Source organism: Corynebacterium sp. NML98-0116, assembly GCF_001767255.1.
In the GTDB taxonomy this organism is placed as follows: Bacteria; Actinomycetota; Actinomycetes; order Mycobacteriales; family Mycobacteriaceae; genus Corynebacterium; species Corynebacterium pseudogenitalium.
The window spans coordinates 2,171,882-2,192,594 of sequence record NZ_CP017639.1 but is presented as its reverse complement, the minus strand read 5'-3'; the positions used below and the strand labels follow the sequence as shown (position 1 = coordinate 2,192,594).

Here is a 20,713-nt window from a genome sequence, read left to right as displayed (position 1 = left end):
ACGAGCGAAAATCAACCCGCCACCACGAAAATGGTGGCGGGTTGCTGCTTGAGAAGTACCACATCGTTTTGTACATTGAATGGTGGATTACTGGGTTTGCAGCCCCGCAACCTATACGAGAGGGAACAATGAAATTTTCGAAGACCGCCGGTTACTACGGCCGCTTGGCGATGGCGTCCGCACTCGCCGGGACATTCACACTCGTCCCAGTGGCAGCGAACGCTGACACCACGACCGAGACGCCCACCCAGGCGCCCGTCACCACGACAGCAACCGCTCCTTCGAGCATTGCTTCCTCCAGCGTGACGCCGAGCGCCAGCGCCACCCCAACCGTGAGCGTTTCTCCGTCCGTCGCGGGTGCGCCAGCAGTGGCGACGACGCCAGCGAAGGCGAAGAAGGCGTCGACAAGTGATAAGCCGGGCACTGGTACGAGCGGTGTAGAGCTCGAGTCCGGTGCGTGGACGTACACGGCGGTGGCGGGGCACCCAACCGACGGCAGCGTCTACGCGCTGTCCACCGCGCCGCAGGAGAACCACCTGCTGAAGATCGACCCGGCGACGGGCAACGTCGAGGATCTTGGGGCTGCACGCGTCGAGCACGGCGCACTTCCAACCGACATCACCACGGCAACCATTACCTCTCATGGTCGCCTGATTGTGTCGGAGGAGCTGGCTAAGGACGGCGACAGCTACTACGCCATCGACCTGGACAAGCTGAGCACGGCCTCCACCCCGGTGTTCACCGAGCACAAGGTGTCGGTGGATACCTTCAGCAAGCCGAAGGACTTCAAGGCACCCGGTGCGTGGGGCACGGCCTCCAAGAAGGTCGACCCGAAGGGGGAGTACCTGCACGCATACGCTGAAACCCTCGACGGCAAGCCAGCGCTGTGGACCCTGAACACCGACACCGACAAGCTCAGCGTGACCACGCTGAAGGTGGCGCGTGGTGTGAAGACCGAGGGCATCGACCGTCTGGGTGAGGTTGCCTACGCAGTGACCAAGGACACCGACGTCTTCGTTGCGGGCGACAAGGACGGCAACACCGTCGAGTTCAAGCCGACGCAGCTCAAGATCGGCCCTGGTGACGAGCTCGTGGCCACGTTCTCCCAGGACGGAGACGACACGCTCAGTGAGGTGCTCGGCGCCGATAAGAAGTTCGGATTCACCGCCATCAAGCACGCGGGTGAGGAAAAGGACGCGGAGACGCCGGCTTCGGACAAGACGAAGGCCGATGCGGAGGCCCCGAAGTCTGACAATACTGCGGAGCAGGCGGATAAGAAGCCGTCCGAACCGACGAAGTCTGACGCTGAAGCTGCGAAGCCTGCTGAGCCGACGAACAAGGATGCGGACAAGCAGCAGCCTCCGGCCAACAACAGTGAGAAGCCGTCCTCAACCCCGACGCCAGAGGCCACCGAGCAGCGCACGCTCGAGGTCGAGATCTACGTCGGCACTGGTGAAAAGAAGAAGCCGGTCGAGGGCGCACGCCTGGTCGTCCCGAGCCTGGACAACCTCGAACTCGAAGGCGCAACCGACGCCGACGGCTACCTGTCTACCACCCTGCCAGCAGAGCTCAACGACAAGAGCTTCACTGTCCGCCTCGTAGAGGCACCGGAAGGCTACAAGAACAAGTCCATCCAGATCAAGAAGGATGACTTGGTCAAGGAAATCACCCTGGACAAGGACACCCGTGCAACGAGCACGATGTCCAAGCCGCAGGAAATCCTCGAGGTGTTCAAGGAAGTCAAGCCGCTGCTCGGCGCATTCGGTGCCCTCGCGGGCGCAGGCGCAGGGGCTGCAGGCTCGAAGTCGACAAGCTCGAAGACTTCGACGACCTCAACGTTCTCTAACTCCAAGAGCTCCGGCACCGTGTCCACCGGACGCACCACCAGCGCAACGTCCCGCAGCACCGCAGCCGCGCGCTCCACGGCGAAGAGCACCAGCAAGCGCAGCTCCAGCAAGTCCTCCTCGACGACCACGTCGACCCGCAGCGGGGACCTCGCCGATACCGGTACCCCGATGTCCGGCGTGATCACGCTCGGCATCGTGCTGTTCCTGATCGGTGGCGCGTACGTCTTCATGGGACGTCGCCGCGACGCATAAAGCGCATTAGCAGTACAGAGTAAAGGCCCGAAGGGAGTGATCCCCTCGGGCCTTTGCCGTACCTAGCAAACGCGAGTTAGAACACCTCGACGCGTCCGCCCAACGACTCGATCTGGCGCAGCTGCTTCACCCAGCCTGGCGCTCCCGGGTGCAGGCGCATCACAGGGCGCGAAGAAATCTTCACCGGTGACACCGACTCACGTCGCGCGCCCGAACGCGCCAGCATACGGGTGTGCGCCCGGTGGCCGTTCTCGGCGAGGCGCTTCATGGAAGGGGAGTCGGTGGAAAGGGCGGAGCGGGCGTCGGCAAGAAGCTCGGTGAACTCGTCGATGATGCTGACGAGGCTCTCCGCGTTGGTTTCGCACATGTTGCGCACCAGCGACGGGTCCGTGCCCGCTACGCGCGTCGCGCCCTTGAATGAGCCCGCCGCCAGCGACTGCGCCAACGTGCCGCCGCGATCCCCGACCACGGAGAGCGCCTCCGCAATCACATGCGGAAGGTGGGACACGCGGGCCACTGCCTCGTCGTGGCGGCGCACCGACACCGGCACGGCCTCAGCGCCCGTCACCGCGACCAGGTTGCACACGTCCGCGAACAGGCTCGCCCACGTCTGCGGCACCTTGTCGACGCTCTCCGCGTAGTCATACGTCACCACCCACGCCGCGCGCTGGAACAACCCTTCTTGGGACGCCGACCAGCCGGAAAACTCGGTGCCGGCCATCGGGTGCCCGCCGACGTAGCGCTCCTCGAGACCGCGCTCCAGCACGAGGTCGTACACGGGCTGCTTCACGCTCACAACGTCGGTGATGCCGCAGCTCGGGGCGTGCTCAGCGATGGCGTCCAGGACGGTCGCCACGGCGTCCATCGGCACCGCGATCACGATCAGGGCCTGCTGCGCCTCTGCCTTCTGCAGTGCGGCCTCGAGGTCGTTGGTGACGTCGAAACCATCCTTTTGCGCAGCCCTCGTGCCCGCATTCGAGTGCGTGTAGCCGAACGCATCGTGGCCGGCCGCGGTGAGGTCGCGAATGATGGAGCCACCGATCAACCCCAGCCCAACAATGCAGACGGGAGGCAGGTGGCGCGAAGAATGTAGGAATGAGGCAGTCACGGTTTCACATTCTAGTGACAAATTCACTGCGTGCAGGCTAATGTCGTGAGGCATGGCACAGGAATTTCCAGACGGGTACGCAGTGACAGTCGCCCAGCACGACGGCGCATGGTCCGTGCACCGCTACAACGACACCTTCGACTCGCTGGAAGACACCATCGCCGCAGTGCGCCGCCTCCGCAGCGAAGGTCCGGCGTTTGCGCTGCTCAACGTCGAAAATGAGTACGTTGTGGTGCTGCGCCCAGGCCCGAACCGGGCACGCATTTTGCTTAGCGACGCCCCCATCGCCGTCGACGACGACTACGCCGCCGACGCCCTCGAAGAAGCCGGCTGCGACATCCCCGACATCGACCCCGATGACCTCGACGACACCGACAGCTGGGCCGACGGCGACTTCGACATCCTCGCCGACCTCGGCCTCACCGAAGAACGCCTCAGCCTCCTTCTCGACGCCGACGAAGACCCCGCCGACCTCATCGAGGACATTGCCGACGCCCTCGGCTTCGCCGACGAACTTCACGAAGCACTGCGGTAACGTTGGCCTGCTCAAGCTGGCAGCGGCGCGCCACCGCCCGCATGCAACAAGCGCTCGACCTCGCGGCAACGACCCCGCCCGGCGACGTGCCCGTCGGCGCCCTCGTCTTCGACGCTGGCGGCGAGGTGATCGGCCGCGGCGTCAACCGGCGCGAACAACGCCAAGACCCCACCGCCCACGCCGAAGTCGAAGCGATCCGGGACGCCGCGCGCACCCTCGGGACCTGGCGCCTTGACGGTTGCGAGCTCGTCGTCACCTTGGAACCCTGCACCATGTGTGCCGGGGCCCTGCTCGGCGCCCGCATCGACTCGCTCATCTTCGGCGCCTTCGAGCCCAAAACCGGCGCCGTCGGCTCCCTATTCGACGCCCTCCGCGACCCCCACCACCTCCACCAAATCCAAGTCCGCGGCGGGATCATGGAACCCGAAAACGCGGAACTGCTCGCCGAATTTTTCCGGGACCTGCGCTAATACTTAACCGAATCGTTACAGTGCCGCCCTGCCAAAGTGACTACCATGGGGAACCGTTAGCTTAAGAACGAAACGAAAAGGAGCAACCACATGGCTTTTGAAGGAGCAGCAGACAAGCTGAAGGGCACCGCTAAGGAAGCAGCTGGCAAGCTTTCCGACGACAAGTCCCTCGAGAACGAAGGCAAGGCCAACCAGCTCATCGGCGATGCTAAGGATAAGGTCAACGAGGCTGCCGACTCCGTCAAGGACAAGGCAAACGAGGTAGCCGCCAAGGTCGAGGACAAGCTGAACGACTAGTCCCCGCCTTGATTTGGTTGCTCGGGCATTAACCGTTACTCTGGTTTGCGGTAGCGTGTCCGAGCGGCCGAAGGTACTCGCCTCGAAAGCGAGTGAGGGTAAAACCTCCGCGGGTTCAAATCCCGCCGCTACCGCCAATTAAAAACAACGCACTCTGGGTTCGCCTGGGGTGCGTTGTTTTGGTTTTGGGGGCACTCGCTCCTTTGTATGTGCACCACATTCCCTGTTTTGGGGTGAGGTCGGTGCGTTTCCCCAGGTTGTCTAAGCCTAGCGATGGAATTTGGTGCAGCGGGGAACAATTTCGCTTGGTCAAACCGGTGACCTGGGTATGAAGGGAAATCGAGTCCAGCAAGGTTTCGCCTATAAGATGGCCTGGTAGTGTGCCACGGTTTGGTGGCAGTCAGAATCGAGAAGCGACAGTGAGGACGTAAACACCGTGGCGAAGATGCTGTTTCGGCTTGGGCGCTGGTCATTTCTGCATAAGTGGAAGGTGATCGTGGCGTGGCTGTTGCTGCTCGGCGCCACGGCGGCGGGGGCGTTTTCGCTGATGAAGCCGTTTACGTCGGAGTTTCCGATCTCGGGGACGCCCGGCATCGAAGCCCTCGAGGACATGGAGCGGCACTTCCCGGGTGAGGGGAACGTGGCGACGGCGCCCGGGGTGAATTTGGTGTTTGCGGCGCCGGAGGGGCGTCGATTAGATGAGCCGGAGTTCATGGCGGGGATGGACGCGACGGTCGGCTACATCGAGGAGCACCTGGAGGGGCTGACGGGGACGGACAGGTTTGGCAACCCGGTGCATGTGAACCGGGAGCTGGGGGAGATGATCGTCGGGCAGATGACGCAGATGGGCCTGCCTGAGGAGCAGGCGAAGCAGGACGCGTACTACCTGCGGATGGTGTCGGACGATGGCCGGATTGGGTACACCACGTTCGAGTTTGGTGCGGAGTCTTCGATGTCGGTGTCGGAGGAAGAGCGCGCCGTGGTGAATGAGGCGTTGGAGATCGGCCGGGAGGCTGGCCTGCAGGTTGAAGCCGGTGGTGCCGGGTTCGGCGATCCGATTCAGATTAAGACGACGTCGGAGATGGTGGGGCTCGCGGTGGCGTTTGTGGTGCTGATTGTGACGTTTGGGTCCTTGGTGGCGTCGACAATGCCGATTGTGAGTGCTGTTGTTGGGGTGGGCATTGGTGTGCTGGCGGTGCTGATCACGACGCATTGGGTGGAGCTCAATGAGGTCACGCCGGTGCTGGCGGTGATGATCGGCCTGGCTGTCGGTATTGACTACGCGCTGTTCATCCTGTCGCGGTACAGGCAGGAGCGGCAGACGCTGGACGCGCCGGAGGCGGCGGGCCTGGCGGTGGGCACGGCCGGATCCTCGGTGGTGTTCGCTGGGGCGACGGTGTTCACAGCGCTGGTGGCGCTGTCCCTGGCAGGTATTGAGTTTCTGACGTGGATGGGCCTGGCGGCGGCGCTGACGGTGCTCATCGCGGTGCTTGTGGCGTTAACGCTGCTCCCGGCGCTGCTGGGGGTGTGGGGTGATCGCTCGTTTGGTGGGAAGTTGCCGTGGTTCGCGGGCAACCCTGGCCCGGGCAAGCGGCCTGGCCGCGACTTGTCGGCGAAGTCGGTGGGCCGGTCCTGGGTGAACGTGGTGCGCAAGTTCCCGGTGGTGGTGATGACGGTCGTCGTGCTGGGGCTGGGTGCGCTGGCGTCGCCGTTGCTGCAGCTGGAGATGGCGCTGCCGTCGGATACGACGTCGAACCTGGACACCACGCAGCGCAAGTCGGCGGACCTGATGGCGGAGGGCTTCGGCCCGGGGGTCAACGCGCCGTTCCTCCTGGTTGTCGACGCCACCTCCGTCAACCCGGACGCGGAGATGCTGCAGCCGTACATGGCGATGATGCCGGACGAGGCCGGTGGGCGCGCGCAGAAGGCGGCGCTGGCGTCGTTTATGTACGCGGTGCAGGAGGCCAACAGCGTCAACGGGATCGAGCACGCGCAGCTCGTCGGCGCGAATGAGGATTTGACGGCGGCTCGGATTCTGGCCACCCCGAAGGGCGGTCCGGAAGAGGAGTACACGCTGGAGGTGGCGCATGCGCTGCGTGCGAACAATGTCCAGGTGGAGGATGCGACGGGGACGTCGATAGGCCTGACGGGTCTCACTGCGGTGCAGATGGACATTACTGAGGAGCTGGGCGACGCGATGCCGCTCTACCTGGCGATTGTGGTTGGGCTGGCGATCATCCTGCTGATCCTGGTGTTCCGCTCCATCCTGGTGCCGGTGGTGGCGGGCCTGGGCTTCCTGCTGTCGGTCGGTGCGGCGTTCGGTATGACGGTGGGCCTGTTCCAGCTCGGCTGGGGCGGACTTGTGAACACCCCCGGCCCGATCCTGTCATTTATGCCGATCTTCCTGATCGGCGTCACGTTCGGCCTGGCCATGGACTACCAGGTCTTCCTGGTGACCCGCATCCGCGAGCGCTACCTGAAGTTGCGCCGCGCCGGCGACCCGGAGGCGGAAATCAAGGCGGTGCGCGAGTCCACCGTCGAGGGCTTCGTGCAGGGCGCGCGCGTGGTCACGGCCGCAGCTGTCATCATGATTGCGGTGTTCGTGGCGTTCATCGACCAGCCGTTGCCGTTCATCCAAATCTTTGGCTTTACGCTCGGCGCCGCCGTATTTTTCGACGCCTTCTTCGTCCGCATGGCGCTCGTCCCCGCTACGATGTTCATCCTGGGCCGTTCCACCTGGTGGATGCCGAAGTGGCTGGACAAGGTGCTGCCGGAAGTTGACGTGGAGGGCACCGAACTCGAAGCCGAATTCCACCCCGAATCACTGGAGCACGCATGACCGACGACCTTTCCTTCGACCTGAACACCACCTTGTATGACGCGCCGGGTAAGCATGGGCGCACGGGTGTGATCCATACGCCGCACGGCCCGATCCAGACCCCGGCGTTCATCCCGGTGGCCACGAAGGCCACGGTGAAGACGCTCACCCCGGAGCAGATCCACCAGACCGGTGCGCAGGCGATCCTGTCCAACGCCTACCACCTGTACCTGCAGCCCGGCCCCGACATCGTGGACGAGGCCGGGGGCGTCGCCGCCTTCGAGAATTGGGACGGCCCGACCTACACGGACTCGGGTGGCTTCCAGGTGATGAGCCTGGGCGTCGGCTTCAAGAAGGTCCTGGCCATGGACACCGCCGGGCTCACCGACAAAGACATCCGGGCTGAGAAGCGCAAGCGCATGGCGATGGTCGACGAAGACGGCGTCGACTTCAAGTCCGTCATCGACGGCTCCAAGCACCGCTTCACCCCCGAGGTGAGCATGCAGATCCAACACCAGCTCGGCGCCGACATCATGTTCGCCTTCGACGAGCTCACCACCCTCGTGGATACCCGCGACTACCAGGAGCGTTCCGTGGAGCGCACCCACCGCTGGGCGAAGCGCTGCCTCGACGAGCACCACCGCCTCACCGAGGTGCGCACGCACCGCCCGAAGCAGTCACTGTGGGGCGTGGTGCAGGGCGCCCAGTACGAAGATTTACGACGCCACGCCACCCGCGGACTGCTCGACCTCGACAGGGAGGCGCGCGAGGCCGGCCGACGCGGCTTCGGCGGCTTCGGCATCGGCGGCGCCCTGGAGAAGGAGAACCTGGGCACCATTGTCGGCTGGGTCACCGACGAGCTGCCCGTGGAGAAGCCACGCCACCTGCTGGGCATCTCCGAGCCTGACGACATCTTCACCGCTGTCGAAGCCGGCGCCGACACGTTCGACTGCGTCGCGCCGACGCGTCTTGGTCGCCGTGGGGGCGTCTATACGCTGGACGGACGCATGAACCTGATGAACGCCCGGTTCAAGCGGGACTTCTCCGGCGTCGACGAGGAGTTCGGCGGCTACGTCTCCGAGAACTACTCGCGCGCCTACATCCACCACCTGCTCAAGGCCAAGGAGTTCCTGGCGGGGACGCTATGCACCATGCACAACCTGGAGTTCATGATCCGCCTGGTGGACAACATCCGCCACGCCATCGACGCCGGGGAGTACGAGGCGTTTCGCGACGAGTTCATGGGCAGGTACTACGCGGGGAAGTAGATGATGGTGGCTAGAGGCTCTTATAGGCGTTAAGCTAGAGCGCATTTCGGGGGACAAGGGGGTATATTGTCTGATCAACTTTGGCGTGTCGAGGTTTTCGATGGTGGAAACTTTCATCGTTTTTACAAACGCCTGGATGAAGTGGAACGAGCAGTCACGGACGCAGCAGTCCAGTATGTCTTAGCACCGCTGGGGATTCGCATCTGTGAAAGCGAATGGGGCAAAAGCCTTGGTAGGGGGCTGTTTGAACTTCGAATAAGAAGAAGCATCGACACAATTCTTCGCGAGCATGGGCCCTCGGGAGCAGCTGATCGGGTGCCAAAACGTTGGTGGAAGAAACGCGTATTGATCCGTGTCTACTGCACTTTTCACGGCGATAAGATCGTTCTGTTGCTGGGTGGGTACAACAAACTGCGTGCGCCAAGTAGCAAGCAAGAACAGAAGGAGATTCGAGCTGCAAGGGCTGCGTTGGAGCAGTGGAAGCGTGACCAACCCTCTTGATCTTATGTGCTGTAACACATAAGATCAGGGGTATTGAATCAGCGGATGAAAGGTGTGGGAATGGGGACTACAGCATTTGAAGAATTCGTAAAACCGTATCGGGAAGCAGCTTCACCAGCTGCTGAGATCGTGCGAGATGCTGCTGCCCGTGCGTTTGCTTCCGAGATTGCAGACCGAAGGGCAGTGGGTGCTGCCCTGATGACAGCGAGGAAAGAACGCGACGCAACGCAGCAAGAGGTTGCAGATTCCGCTGGGATCCAGCAGGCCGAGTTGAGCCGCATTGAAAACGGGCTTGGTAACCCGACTGTTGATACTTTGCTCAAAGTGCTTGCTGCCCTTGATCTCAGATTGGTGTTCGAGCCAGTTCCTAGCGCTTCCTAGCGCTGGCTCTGGGTGTTAGCTTCGCAGCTCCGCGTGCAGTTCCTGCTCGCGGCGGCGTACCCACGCGATGGTCGGGTACGTGATCGGGAGTAGGACGACTTCGAGCAGGGTCTTCCACAGGAAGCCGACGACGACGTAGTTGATGAACTGACCCGGCGTTTCGATGCCGATGACCGCCGCTGCGATGGCGCAGAACAGGAGGGTATCGGCGAACTCGCCGACGATGGTGGAGCCGATGAGGCGTGCCCACAGGCGGTCGTGTCCGAACCGGTCTTTCATTTTCTGCAACACCCACGCGTTGAGCAGCTGGCCTGCGATGTAGCCGGCCAGGGACGCCATGACGATGCGCGGCATGAGGCCGAGGATCGTCGAGAAGGGTTCTTGCATGTCGTAGAAGTCGGCGCCGGGGAGCCAGATGGCGATGTAGAAGGACACGACGGCCAGGATGGCGATGCCGAATCCGGTGAAGATCGCCCGGCGGGCGGCTTTGAATCCGTAGACTTCGGCGAGCACGTCGCCGAGGACGTATGCAAGTGGGAAGAGGAAAAAGGCGCCGTCGGTGATGAATGGTCCGAGGGTGACTCCCTTCTGTGCTGTGATGTTGGAAATGAGGAAGACGGCGCAGAACACAGATACCAGGACAGGGTAAAGCGATCGCGCAAAAGTTTCTTGGTTTGTCACGGCTACATATCCTATACACATGAATGCTGGACGGTATGCACCTTCTCCGAGTGGGGATCTCCATTTTGGCAATCTGCGGACGGCGCTGCTGGCCTGGCTGTTTGCGCGACAGAGTGGGCGGCGTTTTTGGTTGCGGGTGGAGGATGTTGATTCGGAGCGTTCGTCGGAGGCGGCGGGGCGTCGTCAAATAGAGGACTTGTTGGCGTTGGGTCTTGATTTTGATCCGCCGGTGGTGTGGCAGTCGCAGCGTTCGGCGTTGTATGAGGCGGCGTTGTCGCAGCTCCCGGTGTATGAGTGTTATTGCACGCGCCGCGAGATTCGGGAGGCGGCGAGTGCGCCGCATGCGCAGCCTGGGATGTACCCGGGCACGTGCAGGGATTTGGATGAGGAGCACCGAGCTTTTCGACGCCACCAGCTTTCGCAGCAGGGCCGTATGCCTGCCCTTCGCCTGCGTGCCGATGTGCGGGAGTGGACGGTTCGTGACTTCTTTGCCGGCGAGGTGACCGGGCCTGTCGATGATGTGGTGGTGCGCCGCGGTGGCAACCTTGCGCAGGCGCAGGCGGGGGACTGGGCGTATAACTTGGCGGTGGTCGTCGACGACGTGGACCAGGGGGTTGACCAGGTGGTTCGTGGGGATGATTTGTTGATGTCGGCGCCCGCGCAGGCGTACATGACGCACTTGTTGGGCGGGCAGGAACCCGAGTATGTGCACGTGCCGCTGGTGCTCAACGCGGAGGGCAAGCGGCTGGCGAAGCGCGACGGGGCGGTGACGTTTGCGGAGATGTCGCAGCGCGTTGGGGCGGACGGGGTAGTGCGGGTGCTGGCGGAATCGGTCGGGTGCGCGGGTGCCGGGACTGTGCAGGAGATCCTCGCGCGCTTTGATCCTGAGAAGCTTTCCGGGGATCCATTCGTCTGGACAAATACACCCGCGCGGGGGTAATCGCAGGTCGAATTACATGCATGTTGGAGAACGACTTCGGCGACAACTGTGCAGGTCCTAGCGTTCGCTGAAAATAAACTGTCAAAAGTACTTGAAACTTCTTAAAAACCGTTCATGATGAATGGATAACTACAGATAACACACAGTTGCCTTTGAGGGGAGTTCAAGAACATGCGAAATCCGAGAATGTCAGCCACTGTGGTGGCGCTGGCGCTGGGGGCGTCGGCGCTCGTAGTGCCACAGGTGGACGCGCAGAGCGCCGAGGAGAACCGATGCCACGACGTGCTGAGTGCGAACACCTTGTTCCCGCACCAGCACATTGGCGGCGTGAGTACTCCGAGCGAGGGCTCGTTTGAACCGGGCACCCGCGCCGTTGTCAACGAGCAGGGACAGGTCGAGGTGTACTACTGGGTCAGCCTCCACGGCGATGGCGAGCACGCCGTGGACTCGATGATTTCCGAGCTGCGCATGAACCAGACCCGCATCTCCGATTTTGAGGAGACCTTCACCCTTTCAGCGGTACAGGCGGGGGAGACTATCCCGGGAGCGGTGCGTTCCGGCGAGGATAGCACCACCAATATGGACCTGAAGGTCACCGGCACCGCGCACGTTGAGCCGGTCGAGCTGCACCTTTCGGAAGGCTCCCCGGTGGTGTCCGCGAAGGTCACCCTCGAGGACGTGAAGGACATCAAAGAAGGCGAGACACGCACGTTCGCGTGGGTCGCCCGAAGCGTAGGCAACGGCTACGAGAACTTCCCGAACCGCCTGGGCTTCGAAGCCCGCAACATCGCCGAGGTTGACCTGCTGCCGGTCCCGGCAGAGAACGCGCAGTGCTTCCCGCTGCAGGCGGCTCAGGACGAGGTGCCGGTTGTCACCGCGAACGGCAAGGAGTTTGCGACGAACATCCAGGTCACCAACGGTGCTGGGGAAGATTACGCTCGCGTGATTGCTGTCGTGACGCGAAACGGTAAGGCTGTCGAGGGCGCGAATGCGCGCGTCGATAGGGATGGCCGCGTGCATGTCACCCTGCCTGTCGGCGGGACCGGCGAAATCGACAACGAGAAGCCGGAAGCGCTCCAGGTTGAGGTGTACGCCACCCCGCGCGACGGCTCCGACCAGCTAAACCTGCAGAAGTACAAGGACAACGCCAAGATCGGCGAAACGTTCCAGCTGAAGACCCAGCAGTGGGCCCCAAGCTACGGCAACGAGAAGACCTCCCCGGGCAAGACGGCAACCGTCGCGCTGAAGCCGGGCAGCCCGAAGTACCCTGACGGCACCACCTTCGAGGTTATCGGCGCTACCCCAAGCAGCGAGGCTCGCCCATGGGACGTCACTCTGGAAGAGGGCAGCAACGCGCTCAAGGTCACCGCGCCGATCAGCGCGCGCCTGGAAGACACCGTGACCGTGCAGGTCAAGGCCACCTACCCAGACGGATCCCACGACGTGCTGGAGTCCGTGGTCGGCGTTGACACGACCCTGGCGCAGGAGCACACCCCTGGCTACGACGTGGTGATTACCCGCCCATCCGTCACAGTGACGCTGCCGCAGGTCCGTGACCAGGAGCTGCCGGCCGACACGACCTTCAAGATCGCCCCTGACCAGCAGCTCGGTGATTGGACGGTGGGCGTCGATAAGCGCACCGGCGAGATCACCGCAACGCCGCCGGCGAACGCCCGCGACGGCGAAACGAAGACCATCAACGTCGAGGTGACCTTCCCAGACGGCTCCACCAAGGTCGTACCGGGCACCGTCATCGTCAGCGCGCCGCCGCAGGCACAGAACCCAGACGCGTACTACCTGGCGGACACCACCCGCCCAGGTGTCGAGGTCACCGTGGGCGCCCCAGAGTTCAGCGCTGATGCGCCGAAGGGCACCACGTTCACCATCCACGACGCCTACGAGGCACCGAAGGGCTGGAAGGTCAACGTCGGTGAGGACGGCTCCGTCACCGCGACCCCGCCGGCCGATGCCAAGCCAGGCGACCGCATTGTCGTGCCTGTCCAGATCACCTACCCGGATGGTTCCTCGATCACCCGCCCAGCAGTCGTCGTAGTTGTTGACGACGCCCCCAAGGGCACCAACGACGTCCAGTTCCCACCGAAGCCGACCAAGCCGGGCACCGTCGTAGTTGTCACCCCGAAGGGTGGCACCGAGGGCTCCACCTACGTTGTCGAGCAGAAGGACATCCCCGAAGGCTGGACCATCAACATCGACGAAAACACCGGTGTCGCGCACGTCACCCCGCCTGCCGACGCCAAGCCAGGCGACTTCGGCGTGATTAACGTACAGGTCACCGACCCGAACGGCAACAGCATCACGCGCCCAATCGTCGTGACCGTCATCGATGACCCGGCCGCACCCGTCGACCCGAACCCGGCCACCCCGTCCGCCCCCGACCAGAACTACGCCCCGAAGCAGACCAAGCCGAACCAGACCGTGACCGTCAACCCGACGCCACGCGCGCCGGGCGGCACCACCTTCGTCATCTCGCCTGAATACAAGGCGCCGAAGGGCTGGAAGGTCACCGTCGGTGAGGACGGCAGCGTCACCGCCACCCCACCTGCCGACGCCAAGTCCGGCGACTACACCGTCGTCCCAGTCGACATCACCTACCCAGGCGGCCAGAAGGTAACGCGCCCAGCAACCATCCTGGTTGTTGACGACGCCGACACCCCCGAAGGCCAGCCACCAGTCGACTACAACCCTGGCCGTACCAAGGGCGGCGTCACCGTTGTCGTGCCGCCAAGCACGCAGCCTGACGGCGCGACCTTCAAGATCGTCGACGGCTGGAAGGCGCCGGAAGGCTGGAGCGTCACCATCAACGACGGCGGCTCCGTCTCCGTCACGCCACCTGCCGACGCCAAGCCAGGCGAGCAGGTCGTCGTCCCAGTAGAAATCACCTACACGGACGGCAAGACCGTCACCCGCCCGGCCGTCGTTACCGTCACTGGTGATACCCCGTCAACCTCCGCAGGTAACACCCCTCCGACCATTGAGGTCAAACCGGGCACATCGCACGTTGAGGTCCACGTGCCAGGTGCCAACATCGGCGACCTCAAACTCCCCGACGGCTGGACCGCTCAGCGCGAGGGCGACAAGGTCATCATCGTCCCGCCAGCTGAGCGAACCCCGGACCCCAAGGGCTTCGACATCACGATCCCAGGCCGCGAAGGCGACGTCACCGTCCACGTCGTTGTCCAGGGTGAAGACCAGCCGAAGACCCCAGGCAAGAGCTCGACCGATGACCTGCAGCGCTGCTTCGCCGACATGTCCTCCCACGGCGGGCCACTCCTGTGGCTCATCCCGCTCGGGTTGGCAGTCGCCGTCGGCGCGCCACTCATCGCCGCAATGGGCCCAGAGATCAGCGCCTCCGCACGCCGTGTCTCCGAGCAGATGAACATCCCGAACCCGTTCGGCAACTTCGGCGACAACCGACCTGACTTCCTGAAGCAGCTCGACGTTGAAGCCGCCCGCCTGAACGCCAAGTTCGGCCCGCAGGCCACCGAAGCCCTCGGCGCCATCGCAGCGGTCACGCTCGGCATTGGTGCCCTGGCCGGCCTGCTCTCCCTGTGTGCCCCAGGCGAGAACGGCGCAGCCAACAAGATCCAGCAGAGCTCCAACGAGGGCTCCTCGCTCGGCGACTTCCTCGGCCGGAAGCCATCGACCACGGCACCAGCCACGACCTCGGCTGAGCCGACCACTACAGAGAACAAGTAGCTCCTCTGTAAACAACCCCGCGACCTGTGAGTTGGGTCGCGGGGTTTTGTCGTGCTGGACCCGCGCACCAAATTCCCTCATACGGTCGGTGCGACCTGGGGAAATGCCTTGGCGACTTTTCAAAATGCCGGATTTTGGTGCGCAACTACCCTCCTCGCGCACCACATTCCTGGGTTTTCGCGGGACGGATTGGAAAAGTCAAGGTCACTGGCAGCCGGTGGGGGAATTTGGTGTCTCCGTGCGTGGTGTGAGTGCCAGAGGACGCAGTTTTTGTTGGGGGAGGGGGTAAAAGCCCAGGTCGTGAAAAGTGGGTTGCGTCCTTTGGCACTCGGGCGATGGGTAGTGCACCACATTCCCTCACGAAGCGAGCGCGACCTGGGGAAACGTTCGGGCGTCACTCTGGAAACAGGGAATGTGGTGCACAGCAAGCCCAACGCAAATACAAAAACAGCGCACCCGGCGAAAAACTTCAACCGGGTGCGCTGTCTGAATAGCGCGGAGGATGTGGGATTTGAACCCACGAGGGTCGTGAAACCCGCACGCGTTCCAGGCGTGTGACATAGGCCGCTAGTCGAATCCTCCTAGTTGCGACACATCATGCGTCGAGGGACTACTTTAACCCATCCCCCCAGGTTCCGCCAAAACGCCTGCGCAGTCAATGTTTTGCAACGCCTAAAGCTTCAGGCTAGAGTGTTCTGCAGGATCTCACGCGGTGCTCATCTCGTGAACTCCCCCAGGGCGGGAACGCAGCAAGGGTAAGCGGGCGCTGGCAGGTGCGTGAGGTCCCCTTTTTTATGGGGTAAAACTGGGGAAAAACCGTCGCGCGGGGTGGGGTGTCGCTAGTACGATGATGGGTCGTTAGTAGATACGCCGACGTACTCGAATAGGACACCAAGACATTGAACACCCCGTTGAAAGAACTAGATGCTGAGCAGCTTGCAAGCCTGGCTGCTGAGTTGCGTGAGCAGTACAAGCAGCTGGAGGAGACCAACATGGCGTTGGATCTCACGAGGGGGAAGCCCTCGGCGCGCCAGTTGGACTTGGCGGACGATCTGTTAGCACTGCCGGGTGTGGGGAATCACCGTGATGCGTCGGGTGTGGACGTGCGTAATTACGGCGGCCTGACGGGAATTTTGGAGCTTCGTGAGTTGTGGGCTGAGGTGCTCGGGATTGATCCGAAGCTGTTGGTGGCGGGGGACTCGTCGTCGTTAAATATTATGTTCGATCTGGTGTCCTGGGCGTACACGTTCGGCACGAATGATTCGCCGCGGCCGTGGGCGGATGAGCAGCGCGAGCACGCGATCAAGTGGCTGTGCCCAGTGCCCGGCTATGACCGCCACTTCACGATTACGGAGCGCTTCGGCTTCGAAATGATCACCGTCCCGCTGCTGGAGGACGGCCCCGACATGGACGTCGTGGAGGAGCTGGTGAAGGACCCTGCTGTGAAGGGCATGTGGTGCGTGCCGGTGTTTTCCAACCCGACGGGCGCGGTGTACTCGCAGGCGACCATCGAGCGTCTGGCGGCGATGGAGACGGCCGCGCCGGACTTCCGCGTTGTGTGGGACAACGCGTACGCGGTACACACGCTGACGGATACGTTCCCGGTGAACGCGGACGTGCTTGCGCTGTCGGCGAAGGCGGGTAACCCGAACCGGTTCTGGTACATGTCGTCGACGTCGAAGATTACGCACGCGGGTTCGGGCGTGGCGTTCTTTGCCTCCTCGCAGGAGAACTTGGAGTGGTACGAGTCGATCGCGAATGTGCGAGGCATCGGCCCGAACAAGGTGAACCAGCTGGCGCACGCGATGTACTTCAAGGACGCGAATGGCGTGCGTGAGGTGATGCGGAAGCACGCGGAATCGCTGGCACCGAAGTTTGAGGCGGTGCTTGAGGTGCTGGAGAACCGTCTCGGGGGCACTGGTGCGGCGTCCTGGTCGACGCCGAAGGGCGGTTACTTCATCTCCCTGGACGTGATGGACGGGACTGCAACTCGCGTGTGGGAGCTGGCGAAGCAGGCCGGCATTAGCCTGACGAAGGCGGGGTCGGCGTTCCCGAAGGGGGAGGACCCGAACGACCGCAATATTCGCCTAGCGCCGTCGCTGCCGCCACTGGAAGACGTTACGCGGGCGATGGACGGGGTGGCCACGTGCGTGCTGCTCGCGGCGGTGGAGAAGCTCAGCGCATGACGGGTGACGACCTCGCCGCCTGGCTGGCCTCGGTGTTTCCGGGGATGCAGCTTTCGCTTATCGACGCCCGCGCCGTCGCCACCGCCGAACTGAACGGTTCGAACGTGGCGGTCACCGCCGGGTTCAGCGGCACCGATTTGGGCCTGGTGTTGGCTGACGATGACGCCACCAAAGTGGTGTGCGAGGTGATGGCGGTGGGAGACGTCGAGAAGCAGGTGCTTGCCGAGGCCGTCGTGGACGCGACCCGCGAGCTTGAGCGACTTGGCGTGCCGGGCCAGCCGGGCGTGTTGCTCGAGGGGCTGCTGGCGGACGCGCCTGGCACCGTGCGGCATGGTCTGCTGCGGGAGCCGGAGGTGTTCGCGCAGGGCACCCCGCTGGTGCGAGAACCAGGCCGAATCACGCTGCTTCTGGAGCTGATTGCGCTGACGGATGAGGAGTTCGGGATCGCCTCCGAGCAGGGCTATCCGGTGCTGGAGCGGCGTCTGCGCAGGCGTGGCGTGGATGTGAAAGATTGGCGCCGGGAAGAGGGCTGATCGTCTACACTTGGCGCCGTGGCTCTGTACCGGAAATATCGTCCTGCAACGTTTGGTGAGCTGGTTGGGCAAGACCAGGTGACTGTGCCGTTATCGAACGCTCTCGACAACGGGCGCATCAGCCATGCGTACCTGTTTTCTGGGCCGCGGGGGTGCGGCAAGACGTCCTCTGCGCGCATTCTGGCGCGCTCGTTGAACTGCGTTGAGGGGCCGACATCCACTCCGTGTGGCAAGTGCGCGTCCTGCGTGTCGCTGGCGCCGGGTGGCACCGGGAACCTGGACGTGATGGAGCTCGACGCCGCCTCCCACGGCGGCGTCGACGACATGCGTGAGCTGCGCGAACGCGCCATGTTCGCGCCTGCGGAGTCCCGCTACCGCGTCTTCATCATCGACGAGGCGCACATGATTTCGCCCTCCGGCAACAACGCCCTGCTCAAGATTGTGGAGGAGCCGCCAGAGCACCTCATCTTCATCTTTGCGACGACCGAGCCGGAAAAGATTCTTGGCACGATCCGTTCGCGTACCCACAATTACCCGTTCCGCCTGCTGACCCCGCAGGCGATGCGCCACCTGTTGGAAAACATTGTGGCGGAGGAGGGGGCGCACGTCGATGAGAACGTGTACCCGCTGGTCATCCGCGCTGGAGGCGGGTCGCCGCGCGACACGCTGTCGGTGTTGGACCAGCTGCTGGCGGGCGCCGGCCCGGACGGCCTGACCTACGAGATGGCGCTGCCGCTGCTCGGGGTCACGGACCTCACGCTTCTCGACGCCGCCGTCGACGCCCTCGCCACCAAGGACGCCGCGGCGATGTTCCACACCATCGACAAGGTGATCGAGTCCGGCCACGAGCCGCGCCGTTTCGCCCTCGACCTGCTGGACCGGCTGCGTGACCTGCTGCTCATCGTCACCGTGCCGGATGCCTTCGGCGAAGGGCTTGTCGACGCCCCCGTCGACCGCGCCGAAATCCTCCGCGCCGAAGCGCAACAGTTCCACCCGTCGACGCTGGCCGCGCTCGCGACCGAGGTCAACGATCGGATCGGCGACCTCCGCGGCGCGACGTCCCCGCGCCTGTTGTTGGAAGTGATGATGGCGCACCTGCTCACGATGGGCGACCGCCCGGCGGTTTCCTCGGCTACCTCAGCTGCACCGGCGCCTGCTGCCCCTGCGCAGGCGGCCCAGCCTGCCCAGCCGGCCCCGTCGCAGGCTCCTTCGCAGGGTGGGGGAGCCGCGGCCGCTGCGGCTGCTGCGGCCAGGATCGCGGAGCGCCGAAAGGCGCAGAGCGCGCCAAAGCCTGAGCCCAAACCCGAGCCTGCAGCGAAGCCTGAGCCCAAGCCCGAGCCGAAGCCTGAACCGAAGCCGGTGCCGCAACCACCCGCGGAACCCGCAACGCCGCCGAAGCCGGAACCAACCCCGGCACCGAAGCCAGAGCCAGCACCTGCGGAAGACCTCCTCGAACGCGTGCAGCGTGACTGGATGAAGCTGCGCCAAGCTGTGGGCAAGCGCAACCAGGTCGCCGAAATCATGCTTGCCGAAGCCAAACCGCTCTCCCTCGACAACGAAGACGGCCAGCCCACACTGCTCATCGGACACAACACGGGTGCCCTCGCGGAGCGCCTCAACGCCGACAACAACAACGGGGACATCGTCGCGGTGTTCTCCGAAGCGCTTGGCACCAAGGTTGCCGTGCGTTGCGTGGTGGGCACGAAAGGGGCGAAGGGGGCGTCGAAAAGTGAAGCAACCCCAAAACCCACAGCACAGCAGCCCACTGACTGGCGGGCGATAGCGAAGGCCGCCGGGCAGCGCAGCGCGCAACAGGAGCGCCGCGAGCGCGAGGAAGTCCCACCGCCGCCCGAACCATTCCACGAAGACGCCGGATGGGAGCCGCCTCCGCCGCCGCCCGAGCCCTACAGCCAAGAGGATGAAGAGCGCGACATGGTCGACCAGGCCGAGGCCGAGTCGGCGACCTTCGACCGTCGTGACGCCACCGAAGTCGCCATGGACCTGCTTGCCAGCGAACTTGGAGCCAAGCCCTTGTAAGCATTCAGGAACTACCGGGTACACTGGTGAGCAAATTAGACAAAATCACTGACACGAAAGGGTGTTACACACCATGACCCAGCCAAATATGCCTCAGGACATGCAGGAACTCATCCGCCAGGCAGCCGAGGTGCAGCAGGCGCTGCAGCAGGCACAGCAGGAGCTGCTCAGCACCACCGTCACCGGCACCGCTGGCGGCGGCCTGGTCACCGTCGTCATGACCGGTGGCGCAGAGATCACCGACCTGCAGATCAAGCCGGAGGCTGTTGACGCCGACGACGTCGAGACGCTGCAGGACCTCATCCTCGCCGCATACCGCGACGCCCACAACAAGGCCGGCGAACTGGCGCAGGAGAAGATCGGCCCACTGACCGGCGGCGCAATGCCACAGGAGGCTCCTGGTGGTCAGCAGCCTGCACCTGGTGAGATTCCGTTCGGCGGCATCATCTAAACCCACCCGCTTGAACGCCTGGCACTTCGCCAGGCGTTTTGTGTTGTAAAGGACCCCCATGTTCGAAGGACCGCTCCAAGACCTTATCGACGAGCTCTCGCGCCTCCCCGGCGTCGGACCCAAGTCTGCGCAACGGATCGCCTTCCACCTTCTCCAAACCGAGCCCGAAGATATCGACCGGCTCCGCGCCGCCCTCGCCGGCGTCCGCGACGGCGTGACGTTCTGTCGCATCTGCAACAACGTCTCCCGCGAAGCGGTCTGCCGCATCTGCGCCGACTCCGGCCGCAAAAAAGACCTCATCTGCGTCGTCGAAGACGCCAAAGACATCCAGGTCATTGAGCGAACCGGCGAGTTCAACGGCCGCTACCACGTGCTCGGCGGGGCACTGGACCCACTCGCGAACGTGGGCCCCAAGGACCTCGCCGTCACGCCCCTGCTGAAGCGCATCGGCGGCGTCCTTCCCGACCTCGACGGCGACGACGCCCCCCAAATCACCGAAGTCATCCTCGCCACCGACCCCGACACCGAAGGCGAAGCCACCGCCTCCTACCTGGCCCGCCTGCTCAAGGACTTCCCAGATCTGACCGTTTCCCGCCTGGCCTCCGGCATGCCGCTCGGCGGCGACCTCGAGTTCGTCGACGAACTCACCCTCTCCCGCGCGCTCTCCGGGCGGCTCACGTTGTAGGAGGTG

General features: G+C 63.7%; 17 protein-coding genes, 2 tRNA genes and 1 other RNA gene. 17 read left to right on the top strand and 3 right to left on the bottom strand.

The features are described 5' to 3' along the window. Positions 1 to 128: 128 nt before the first annotated feature. A complete protein-coding gene (locus BJP05_RS10110) occupies positions 129 to 2,099 on the top strand; it encodes a hypothetical protein (protein ID WP_070363290.1) in 1,971 nt (656 codons plus the stop codon). Between the two features lie 76 nt (positions 2,100 to 2,175). On the opposite strand, the gene BJP05_RS10105 is transcribed toward BJP05_RS10110, so the two are convergent. Beyond that, positions 2,176 to 3,207, bottom strand: a complete 1,032-nt coding sequence (locus tag BJP05_RS10105) for a prephenate dehydrogenase (protein WP_240492757.1) — start codon at positions 3,205 to 3,207, stop codon at positions 2,176 to 2,178. 52 nt (positions 3,208 to 3,259) lie between these two features. Here BJP05_RS10105 and BJP05_RS10100 point away from each other — a divergent pair, with 52 nt between their 5' ends. The 8 genes from BJP05_RS10100 to BJP05_RS11035 all read left to right on the top strand — a co-directional run bounded on the left by BJP05_RS10100 (position 3,260) and on the right by BJP05_RS11035 (position 9,477). Further along, positions 3,260 to 3,742, top strand: a complete 483-nt coding sequence (locus BJP05_RS10100; protein ID WP_070363289.1) for a tRNA adenosine deaminase-associated protein — start codon at positions 3,260 to 3,262, stop codon at positions 3,740 to 3,742. Positions 3,743 to 3,783: 41 nt separating this feature from the next. Beyond that, a complete protein-coding gene (locus BJP05_RS10095; protein ID WP_070363620.1) occupies positions 3,784 to 4,212 on the top strand; it encodes a nucleoside deaminase in 429 nt (142 codons plus the stop codon). 90 nt (positions 4,213 to 4,302) lie between these two features. Next, positions 4,303 to 4,509 carry a CsbD family protein gene (locus BJP05_RS10090; RefSeq protein ID WP_070363288.1) on the top strand — a complete coding sequence of 69 codons (207 nt, stop codon included), beginning with the start codon at positions 4,303 to 4,305 and terminating at the stop codon, positions 4,507 to 4,509. A 49-nt stretch (positions 4,510 to 4,558) separates the two neighbouring features. Then, a tRNA-Ser gene (locus BJP05_RS10085) sits at positions 4,559 to 4,646 on the top strand. Between the two features lie 299 nt (positions 4,647 to 4,945). Further along, a complete protein-coding gene (locus tag BJP05_RS10080) occupies positions 4,946 to 7,348 on the top strand; it encodes an MMPL family transporter (RefSeq protein ID WP_070363287.1) in 2,403 nt (800 codons plus the stop codon). Next, on the top strand, positions 7,345 to 8,595 hold the full coding sequence (gene tgt, locus BJP05_RS10075) for a tRNA guanosine(34) transglycosylase Tgt (protein ID WP_070363286.1): 1,251 nt from the start codon (positions 7,345 to 7,347) through the stop codon (positions 8,593 to 8,595). Before BJP05_RS10080 ends, tgt begins: the two co-directional genes overlap by 4 nt. A 66-nt stretch (positions 8,596 to 8,661) precedes the next feature. Next, on the top strand, positions 8,662 to 9,096 hold the full coding sequence (locus BJP05_RS11195; RefSeq protein ID WP_141742150.1) for a hypothetical protein: 435 nt from the start codon (positions 8,662 to 8,664) through the stop codon (positions 9,094 to 9,096). A 60-nt stretch (positions 9,097 to 9,156) separates the two neighbouring features. Further along, positions 9,157 to 9,477, top strand: a complete 321-nt coding sequence (locus BJP05_RS11035; protein WP_168156205.1) for a helix-turn-helix domain-containing protein — start codon at positions 9,157 to 9,159, stop codon at positions 9,475 to 9,477. Between the two features lie 15 nt (positions 9,478 to 9,492). Here BJP05_RS11035 and BJP05_RS10065 read toward each other — a convergent pair whose 3' ends face one another. Then, positions 9,493 to 10,179, bottom strand: a complete 687-nt coding sequence (locus BJP05_RS10065; RefSeq protein WP_070363285.1) for a queuosine precursor transporter — start codon at positions 10,177 to 10,179, stop codon at positions 9,493 to 9,495. On the opposite strand from BJP05_RS10065, the gene gluQRS reads away from it, so the two are divergent. Both gluQRS and BJP05_RS10055 read left to right on the top strand, forming a co-directional pair. Continuing rightward, positions 10,178 to 11,098, top strand: coding sequence for a tRNA glutamyl-Q(34) synthetase GluQRS (gene gluQRS / locus BJP05_RS10060; protein WP_070363284.1), 921 nt, complete (start codon positions 10,178 to 10,180; stop codon positions 11,096 to 11,098). The two genes, BJP05_RS10065 and gluQRS, sit on opposite strands and share 2 nt — an antisense overlap. Positions 11,099 to 11,269: 171 nt before the next feature. Further along, complete coding sequence (locus BJP05_RS10055) at positions 11,270 to 14,815, top strand: YPDG domain-containing protein (protein ID WP_145945278.1); 3,546 nt, start codon at positions 11,270 to 11,272, stop codon at positions 14,813 to 14,815. 496 nt (positions 14,816 to 15,311) lie between these two features. On the opposite strand, the gene BJP05_RS10050 is transcribed toward BJP05_RS10055, so the two are convergent. Further along, positions 15,312 to 15,397 (bottom strand) — tRNA-Ser (locus BJP05_RS10050). A gap of 114 nt (positions 15,398 to 15,511) precedes the next feature. Here BJP05_RS10050 and ffs point away from each other — a divergent pair. The 6 genes from ffs (at position 15,512) to recR (ending at position 20,707) form a co-directional block, all read left to right on the top strand. Continuing rightward, an RNA gene (gene ffs, locus BJP05_RS10045) (signal recognition particle sRNA small type) lies at positions 15,512 to 15,610 on the top strand. A 104-nt stretch (positions 15,611 to 15,714) separates the two neighbouring features. After that, positions 15,715 to 17,001: an aminotransferase class I/II-fold pyridoxal phosphate-dependent enzyme gene (locus BJP05_RS10040; protein ID WP_240492755.1), complete on the top strand. Its 1,287-nt coding sequence runs from the start codon at positions 15,715 to 15,717 to the stop codon at positions 16,999 to 17,001. Next, positions 16,962 to 17,534, top strand: a complete 573-nt coding sequence (locus tag BJP05_RS10035) for a hypothetical protein (protein WP_240492754.1) — start codon at positions 16,962 to 16,964, stop codon at positions 17,532 to 17,534. The genes BJP05_RS10040 and BJP05_RS10035 overlap by 40 nt, the downstream gene beginning before the upstream one ends. Positions 17,535 to 17,552: 18 nt before the next feature. Further along, positions 17,553 to 19,571 carry a DNA polymerase III subunit gamma and tau gene (locus tag BJP05_RS10030; protein WP_070363281.1) on the top strand — a complete coding sequence of 673 codons (2,019 nt, stop codon included), beginning with the start codon at positions 17,553 to 17,555 and terminating at the stop codon, positions 19,569 to 19,571. 73 nt (positions 19,572 to 19,644) lie between these two features. Next, positions 19,645 to 20,022 (top strand): YbaB/EbfC family nucleoid-associated protein, encoded by a 378-nt coding sequence (locus BJP05_RS10025; RefSeq protein WP_070363280.1) that lies wholly within the window; start codon positions 19,645 to 19,647, stop codon positions 20,020 to 20,022. A 58-nt stretch (positions 20,023 to 20,080) separates the two neighbouring features. Beyond that, entirely contained in the window at positions 20,081 to 20,707 is a 627-nt protein-coding gene (recR, locus tag BJP05_RS10020) for a recombination mediator RecR (RefSeq protein WP_070363279.1), read from the top strand. The last annotated feature ends 6 nt before the right edge of the window (positions 20,708 to 20,713 follow it).

Coding starts and splice junctions, on each gene's coding strand:
- BJP05_RS10025 (WP_070363280.1), top strand. CDS start 19,645: ATGACCCAGCCAAATATGCCTCAGGACATGCAGGAACTCATCCGCCAG.
- BJP05_RS11035 (WP_168156205.1), top strand. CDS start 9,157: ATGGGGACTACAGCATTTGAAGAATTCGTAAAACCGTATCGGGAAGCA.
- BJP05_RS10095 (WP_070363620.1), top strand. CDS start 3,784: ATGCAACAAGCGCTCGACCTCGCGGCAACGACCCCGCCCGGCGACGTG.
- BJP05_RS10055 (WP_145945278.1), top strand. CDS start 11,270: ATGCGAAATCCGAGAATGTCAGCCACTGTGGTGGCGCTGGCGCTGGGG.
- BJP05_RS10065 (WP_070363285.1), bottom strand. CDS start 10,179: ATGTGTATAGGATATGTAGCCGTGACAAACCAAGAAACTTTTGCGCGA.
- BJP05_RS10100 (WP_070363289.1), top strand. CDS start 3,260: ATGGCACAGGAATTTCCAGACGGGTACGCAGTGACAGTCGCCCAGCAC.
- BJP05_RS10090 (WP_070363288.1), top strand. CDS start 4,303: ATGGCTTTTGAAGGAGCAGCAGACAAGCTGAAGGGCACCGCTAAGGAA.
- tgt (WP_070363286.1), top strand. CDS start 7,345: ATGACCGACGACCTTTCCTTCGACCTGAACACCACCTTGTATGACGCG.
- gluQRS (WP_070363284.1), top strand. CDS start 10,178: ATGAATGCTGGACGGTATGCACCTTCTCCGAGTGGGGATCTCCATTTT.
- recR (WP_070363279.1), top strand. CDS start 20,081: ATGTTCGAAGGACCGCTCCAAGACCTTATCGACGAGCTCTCGCGCCTC.
- BJP05_RS10110 (WP_070363290.1), top strand. CDS start 129: ATGAAATTTTCGAAGACCGCCGGTTACTACGGCCGCTTGGCGATGGCG.